General features: G+C 61.3%; 6 protein-coding genes. All 6 read right to left on the bottom strand.

What is annotated here, in order from left to right; genetic code table 11:
- Positions 1–123 precede the first annotated feature (123 nt).
- Positions 124–1,020, bottom strand: a complete 897-nt coding sequence (locus tag O3A94_15060; protein ID MDA1357572.1) for an NAD(P)-dependent oxidoreductase — start codon at positions 1,018–1,020, stop codon at positions 124–126.
- 13 nt (positions 1,021–1,033) lie between these two features.
- Positions 1,034–2,347 (bottom strand): lactate racemase domain-containing protein, encoded by a 1,314-nt coding sequence (locus tag O3A94_15055; GenBank protein MDA1357571.1) that lies wholly within the window; start codon positions 2,345–2,347, stop codon positions 1,034–1,036.
- A gap of 1 nt (position 2,348) precedes the next feature.
- Entirely contained in the window at positions 2,349–3,281 is a 933-nt protein-coding gene (gene speB, locus O3A94_15050) for an agmatinase (protein MDA1357570.1), read from the bottom strand.
- Positions 3,282–4,324: 1,043 nt separating this feature from the next.
- A complete protein-coding gene (locus tag O3A94_15045) occupies positions 4,325–5,224 on the bottom strand; it encodes an ROK family protein (protein ID MDA1357569.1) in 900 nt (299 codons plus the stop codon).
- Positions 5,221–5,940: a 6-phosphogluconolactonase gene (locus O3A94_15040; GenBank protein ID MDA1357568.1), complete on the bottom strand. Its 720-nt coding sequence runs from the start codon at positions 5,938–5,940 to the stop codon at positions 5,221–5,223. The genes O3A94_15045 and O3A94_15040 overlap by 4 nt, the downstream gene beginning before the upstream one ends.
- Before the next feature lie 9 nt (positions 5,941–5,949).
- The gene (locus tag O3A94_15035; protein MDA1357567.1) at positions 5,950–7,032 is read right to left on the bottom strand and encodes a Gfo/Idh/MocA family oxidoreductase; all 1,083 of its coding nucleotides are present in this window, start codon (positions 7,030–7,032) and stop codon (positions 5,950–5,952) included.
- Positions 7,033–7,056 lie beyond the last annotated feature (24 nt).

Below are 7,056 nucleotides of genomic sequence, written 5' to 3'. Positions count from 1 at the left end.
GCCGGGCGGGGGCGTCCGCCCCCTTGGCTACCTCGTATTAACTCGGGCGCGCGGTCGCGCTTGCCGGAACATAATAAGTATTCCGGGGGGTGGTGCCGTTTACGTGAATCTTTGTAACGTCACTTAATCTTTAGCCTTCATGCCGCTGAGGGTTTCCATGGTTTTCACATAGGCGAGGAAATCCTCGTCGCCTGAGCCGCTGGCGATCATCGACGACCACATCTGGCGGACCAAGGCGGCAAGCGGCAGAGGCGTGTTGGTCTGGCGTGCCGCGCCTAGCAATAAATCGAAATCCTTGGCCATTTGCCGGGTGCTGAAGGTCGGCGCAAAATTGCGCTGGCGCAGGGGCTCCAGCTTGTAGCCGACCAGCGGTGAGGCGATGGCGCTTTGGCCCATCACATCGAGGATGATATCGCGCGCAGCGCCGCCGCGTTCGGCGAACACCAGCGCCTCGCTCATCATCGCCGCAGTCATGCCGACCATCATGTTGAGCGCGAGCTTGATGAAGCGCGCTTCCTCAGCGACGCCGACGTAAAAGGACTTCTTGGCCATGGCGTCAAACAGCGGCTCGGCCGTCTCGAAATCAGCGCGCGCGCCGGAGGCCAAAACCGTGATGGTTCCGGCCTCAGCCAAGGCGACGCCGCCCGAAACTGGGGCGCGCAGATAGCCGATGCCGCATTCGCTGGCACGCGCCGCCACCTGCGCTGACATGTCGGGCGAGACGGTGCTCATGTCGATGTAGAGCGTGCCGGGCGCCGCCGCGGCAAAGATGCCGCTTGCGCCATCGGTCACATCGCCGAGCGCCGCATCGTCGGAAATCATCGAAATGATGATGCCTGATTTGGTAGCGACATCTGAAGGGCTGGCCGCCACGGCGGCACCGGCATCGCGTAACGCCGCCTCCGGGCCGGGGCTGCGGTTATAGACCGTGACGGCAAAACCGGCGCGCAACAAATGGCCAGCCATGGGCACGCCCATTTTACCTAATCCGACCCAGCCGACCGTCGCGTTTTCAGCCAATTCCACAGAAATCCTACTGCGGGCAGCGGGTCAAAAGATGGCCCGCGTCATCAAATTCAAGCGGCTTTGGCGAATCCACAATTTCGCCCTTTTCGCCCAACTCTTCTGCCAGCGACGGAGATACGAGGATCTGGTCAAGATGTAGGGTCGAGCGGATGATGCAGAGCCGCGCCGCGCCGCCATCCAAGCGCCAGCAGGTCGCGGCGGCGGCTTGGATCACTTCCTTTTCGTCAGCTAGAACGATCGGAAGGCGCACGCGCTCGGTAAAGGTCGAGGTGCAGGAGTTCATATACATGGCATAGAGGTCGAGCGAATTAGCGGCCTCAACGGTCATGAAATCCGCCAGGCCGAGGCCGAGCCCGTTGCCATGCGCTTCGGGCGTGAGGCCGAGTACCGCCAATTTGTGGATCAGTGGATTGTCCTGGCTCGGGCGCCCGCGGATGTCGCTCCGCCCGATTACGCCGGTATCCATGCCGGTGCCGGAGATATTCTTGCCGAGGCGCTCGACGACGAGCACGTCGATCTGCGCGAACGGTAATTTCGGTGTGTTCGCCTTGGCGACCGGCAGCAAACGGGCGTCGGTGGCGGCGATATCCTCGGGCTCCGCGCCTGCGATGATGGCAGCGCGTTTTTCGGCGTTCTCAACAATGCCGATGGCGTAGGCGATGGGCGCCGCGGCGATGGCGATGCCGGCCCATTCAGGCAGTACTTCGAGATAGCCGATCGCGCCCAAGCGATGAATGAGACGCGCGCCTTCCGCCTTGCCGAGACCGATGGCGACCATCTTGCTGAGGCCGCTTTCGATCTCACGGTCGAACGAGGTATGCGCCTTGATGCGATTGACGACGAGGATAGCGTCAGCCTCGGACGCGTTCTTGTCAATCCACACCGGGATGCCGTGCGACGTGGTGCCGATCTGCACCACTTCCATGGAGGATTCGATGGCGCAGCCCATGCTCTCCGGCGTATAGCCAAGCTCGGCCAGAAGCGCGGTTTGGCTTTCCGCGCGGGCGCCGCCATGGCTGCCAATCGCCGGCACGATGAACGGCTGGAAGCCGCGCTCTTTAAGCCAGGCGACGGCGGTGGCGACCACGAGGGGTTTACTCTGAATGCCGCGGCTGCCGCAGGTGATGGCGACGCGGGCACCTTTTGCCAGTGCGGCGAAGCGGCGGGATTTTTCGAGCGCGGCGCGGGTGGCGGATGCCACATCTTCGAGCGCCGGAGTGACGGGGTGGTGCAATTTCGCCGTTACAACTTCGGGCAGCGGCTCGTTGGCGAACTGCGGTAGACGGATGGCCGGGAATACCGGCCGATTGGTTTCGCTCATGTCACTTTCCGTTACCACGCGCCGCGACCGCCTCGGCGAGCGTGCACAAAATCTCAAACATCATAGTTGCGCCGACAAGCGCGGTGTTGCCGCTCAGGTCGAACGGTGGCGCGACCTCGACAACATCGCCGCCAACCAGATTAAGGCCGCGCGTGGCACGCAGCATCTGCTGCGCCTCATGGGTGGAATAGCCGCCGATCTCAGGCGTGCCCGTGCCCGGCGCATAGACCGGATCGAGGCCGTCGACATCAAAGCTGACATAGGTCGGCCCATCGCCGACGATCTCGCGCGCTTCGCGCATGACGCGCTCCCACCCCATTTCGAAATATTCCTCAATCGTCACCACCCGCATGCCCGATTCATGGGCGAAATCCATATCCTTAAGATCATAGACGGAGCCTCGAATGCCGATCTGAATGGTGCGTTTGGGGTCCAATAGCCCCTCCTCCACCGCGCGGCGGAAGGGCGTGCCGTGGGTCAGTTTGGAGCCGCCGAAATAGCTGTCCCAGGTGTCGGAATGGGCATCAAAATGGATCATGCCGACCGGCTCATCCCGCGCGATGGCGCGCATGATCGGCAGGGTGATCAGATGATCGCCGCCGGCCGAGAGCGGCACCGCGCCGGCCTCATGCATCTCACGGAAAAAATCCTCCACCCGGACTATGGTGTCGTTGACGTCGATCGGATTGACGCTGACATCGCCGACATCGGCAATGCGGCACAGCTCATAGGGGCAAATGCCGAGCGCATGATGGGTCCGACGCATAAAGCTCGACATATTGCGGATTTCACGCGGGCCGTGACGCGCGCCGGCGCGGTTGGTGGTGCCACCGTCCCACGGCACACCGGTGAGCGCGATATCGACCAGGTTGAAATCGGTAATATGCGGCAGGCGCATGAAGGTCGGCATGCCACTAAAGCGCGGCATCTTCATGCCATCCACCGGCTCGTAAAATTTCTGTCCGTCTGCCACCTGACGCCCCCCTCGGCGAAGTTCCCGACGCGCCATTCACAAAACAGGCTAGCGCGAGCGCGGGCAAGGGAAAAATTTCGCAATTCATATACCCGACGCCGCGCGACCAGATGGGTGCGGTCAGGGTTTGTAACCCGCCTTATGTCATATGTGACAAAGTAGTTTTTTCCAAGCCGGAAGATTTCTCGCAGGATTAATAGGGTCTGGGTCGGTTAATTTGACCTGCTTGATTTCGCTTCAGGGGATCAACAAGCGAGTTTCAGGGAATCAATCGGTCTCGACTCTTTTGATTATAACCCTTTTGATTAAGGCGGACGTGTTGACCCCGAACGTCTAGCTTCGTTGTGCAATTATTGTGAAAGACCCGCTTTGAATTTTGAAAGGATGGTTTTATTAGGACTCTTGAATAGAGCGAATATATTATCCACGTTAGCAGTTGATACTATTGTGATTTTTGTGTCACTCGCAGCGGGCGTTAGCGTAACTAGAATTGTTCCCCACGTCGTAAATTTTACGTAGCTCGCTTCGACTTGGTAGAGGGTCGAATTTGGCGTCACTTTTGTGAAGCCTGATAACTTCAGGGACTTGGTGCATCTCTGCAGCCACTCGTCTGTCCTTTCTTGATGCGGATCAATTGATCCTGATCATCTTGATCCTGGCGCCAAATCGCGCCATCGCTATGCCGTCTTCGGGTTCATAGAATTTGTTTTCGTCCGCCACCTGTTGCCATACACCGCGAAGTTCCCGAAGCGCCCTACACATGACAGTTACTCGCGCGTACGGGCAAGAAAAATGTTCAACCGCCCTCTCCGAGCACCAGGGTGTTCGAATCAGCTATGCCGGCTTGGTTACCAAGGGCGGTGCGGGCGATGGCGATGCCAAAAAACAATGGAAACGGAAGCCAAGTGCCGCTTGGAAGCTGACCAACCGGGCCTGACTCCATTGATCAATGAGATCAATGGAGTCAGGCCCAAATAATCGGAACCTGGGCCTTCGGCCACACCCTACAGCACCAAGCTTGCCGCGCCGACCATGCCGGCGTCGTTGCCGAGAGTGGCGCGGGCGATGCTGACGCCTTCGTCGCGGGCGAAGACTGCCGCCGCCAGGCTTTTTTGTGCCGCCGCCTCGAACAGCGGCCAATGGCTATCGACGATGCCGCCGCCGAATAGGATCAGCTCGGGCAAATAGCTGTGCAGCAAGCTCCACACGGCGGTTTCGGTGGCCGCCGTCACAGCGTCGATGATCGCGGCTGCTCTGGGCTCGCCTTGGGCGGCGGCGGTGAAGACAGCCTCGCTGCCGTTGAGGCCGATTTTCGCGCCGGCGGCGGCGATGGCTGGGCCGGCGGCGATGACTTTAAAGCAGCCCTGCCGGCCGCAATAGCATTCCGGCCCATTGGGCTGGACGGCAATGTGGCCAATCTCGGGGTGGGCACCGCCGGCGCCGTGGTAGATCCGCCCGTCGAGCAGCACTGCGCCGCCGATGCCGGTGCCGATAGTGAGCATAACGGCGCTTTTTCTGCCGCGCGCGGCGCCGGCGAGCGCCTCGCCGAGAAGTGCTGCGTTGGCATCGTTCTCCATCCGCACCGGCGTGTTGAAGCGCGCCGACAAGGGTGCCGCGAATTGCTGGTTGGACCAGCCCGGCAAGGTGTGGACGTTTTTGATAATACCGCGGGCGATATCGACCGGGCCGGGGCAGCCGACGCCGATGCCGCCGAAATCGCCCGGCTGCCAGCCGGCATCGGCGAGCAAATGTTCGATCCCCTGGATGAGGCGCGCGAACCCGGCGTCGAAGCTGTCATCGGGCTGGGTGGCGATGGTGCGCTGCGCCACGATGCGTCCGTCCGCGGTGACCGCGCCGAAGGCGATTTTGGTGCCGCCGATATCGATGCCGATGGCGCCCTTCATGCCAGCGCCTCTAGCCCTGCCATCGCCGCCGAATCGCAGAGAAAATCGATATTGCCGTGCAGCCAGAGCAATGAGGCGGGGAATTGTGGCGTGATGCGGCGGCTGAGAAATTTCTCCATGGCGTCTCTTTTATGCGCGCCAGAGATCAGCACCAACAGATGATGCGATTGCAGGATGGCGGCCATGCCGAGGGTGAGGCCGTGGCTCGGCGGCCTTTTATGACCGCCCAGCATTGGATGGTCCTTAGAGGTTTCCGCCAGCGCCGCGACGTGGCATTCGGCCTGAAGTTCGCCGGCCGGTTCGTTGAGCGCGATGTGGCCGTTGACGCCGACGCCGAGCACCGCGAGATCGATCGGCCCATCGGCGGCGAGGCGCCGTTCCATCGCCGCGCATTCCGCCTCGCCATCTGCTGCCATGCCGTCGAACGACCAATAGCGCTCAGGTGGGATGGCGAGCGGGCCGATCAAATGGCGCCGCACATAGGTTTCACAACTGGCTTCGTCGTCAGGCGCGAGGCCGGCCCATTCATCGAGCTTCACGACGCGAAGCCCGGCGCCGACCTGCTTGTCGGCGGCGAACAGTTCGTAGGCGCGCGTGGGGCTGCCGCCGCTGGCTGTGCAAAACAGCAAATCGGGCTTCTCCGCCACCGCCGCCGCCATGATTTCGGCGGCGCGGGCGCTCATCGCCTCGTGGTCTTCAAAAACGCTGAAACGCATGGGTGAACGCTATGATCTGCCCCACAGGTCCCAGGGCTTGGCCGCGTCCGTCTTGAACGGCAGCATGACTTTGCGGCCTTCGCGCGCCGATTCATAGGCCGCGAACAACACCTCCATCACCGCACGCGCGTCGCGCCCGGTGACGATCGGTTCTTTGTCGTTCTGCACGCAGTCGACGAAATGATCGAACTCACCCCAGAAGCCGTAGTTCCATTCTTCCTCATAGATGGTGAAGGTCCAGCCCTGGGTGGCGCCGCCCTTTTCCACGGCATATTCGTAACCGGGCCGGCTATAGGTGGTGACCGAATTGCCCTGCAATAGATTGGCGTAGCACACGCCTTCGGTGCCGTGTATCTCGGCGCGGTCATCCATGCCGCCCAGTTTGGTCCAGCTGGTTTCGTTGAGGAAGGTGCAGCCGTTTTCATATTCGAGGATGAGGAGCGCATTGTCCTCGCCCTTGGTCTTGTCGCCGTGCAATTGCGTCGAGAGTTGCGCATAGACGGAGGTGATTTTCGGCCGCCCGAGCATCCAGCGTGAAAACTCGATGCCGTGGCAGCCCATATCGACCAGCACGCCACCGCCCGACTGCTCGACGTCCCAAAAATGCGGCGCGTGCGGGCCGTCATGGGTTTCCGACTGCTTGATCAGGGTGGGCCGGCCAAGGGCGCCGGAATCGAGCAGCTCCTTCATGCGGCCATATTTGGGGGAGAAGCACAGCTCCTCGGCATACATGAATTTCACGTTGGCTTTGTCGCACGCCTCGATCATGCTGTCGGCCTCGGCCAAGTTGAGGCACATGGGTTTTTCCAACACCACATGCTTGCCGGCCGCCGCCGCGGCGCAGGTGATTTCACAATGCGTGTTATTGGGCGTGCCGATCACCACCATGTCGATCTCGTCGATTTTCAGCATGTCGCGGTAATCGGTGAAATTGTGGGGGATCGCGTAATCGCGCGCGAAGCCCTCGGCATGGCCGGGGGTGGGCGAGGCGACGCCGAGGAGGCGGGCATGCGGGTTGCGCTGCAGCGCGCGGGCATGAATGACGCTGATGAATTGCGAGCCGACAAAGCCGACGCCGACGGGATTGTTCATGACGAGTTGCCTCCTTTTACGGCA

Source organism: Pseudomonadota bacterium (genome assembly GCA_027624955.1).
Taxonomy (GTDB): Bacteria; Pseudomonadota; Alphaproteobacteria; order UBA828; family UBA828; genus PTKB01.
This window is presented reverse-complemented; position numbering and strand designations above follow the sequence as displayed.

Coding starts and splice junctions, on each gene's coding strand:
- O3A94_15035 (MDA1357567.1), bottom strand. CDS start 7,032: ATGAACAATCCCGTCGGCGTCGGCTTTGTCGGCTCGCAATTCATCAGC.
- O3A94_15055 (MDA1357571.1), bottom strand. CDS start 2,347: ATGAGCGAAACCAATCGGCCGGTATTCCCGGCCATCCGTCTACCGCAG.
- speB (MDA1357570.1), bottom strand. CDS start 3,281: ATGAAGATGCCGCGCTTTAGTGGCATGCCGACCTTCATGCGCCTGCCG.
- O3A94_15045 (MDA1357569.1), bottom strand. CDS start 5,224: ATGAAGGGCGCCATCGGCATCGATATCGGCGGCACCAAAATCGCCTTC.
- O3A94_15040 (MDA1357568.1), bottom strand. CDS start 5,940: ATGCGTTTCAGCGTTTTTGAAGACCACGAGGCGATGAGCGCCCGCGCC.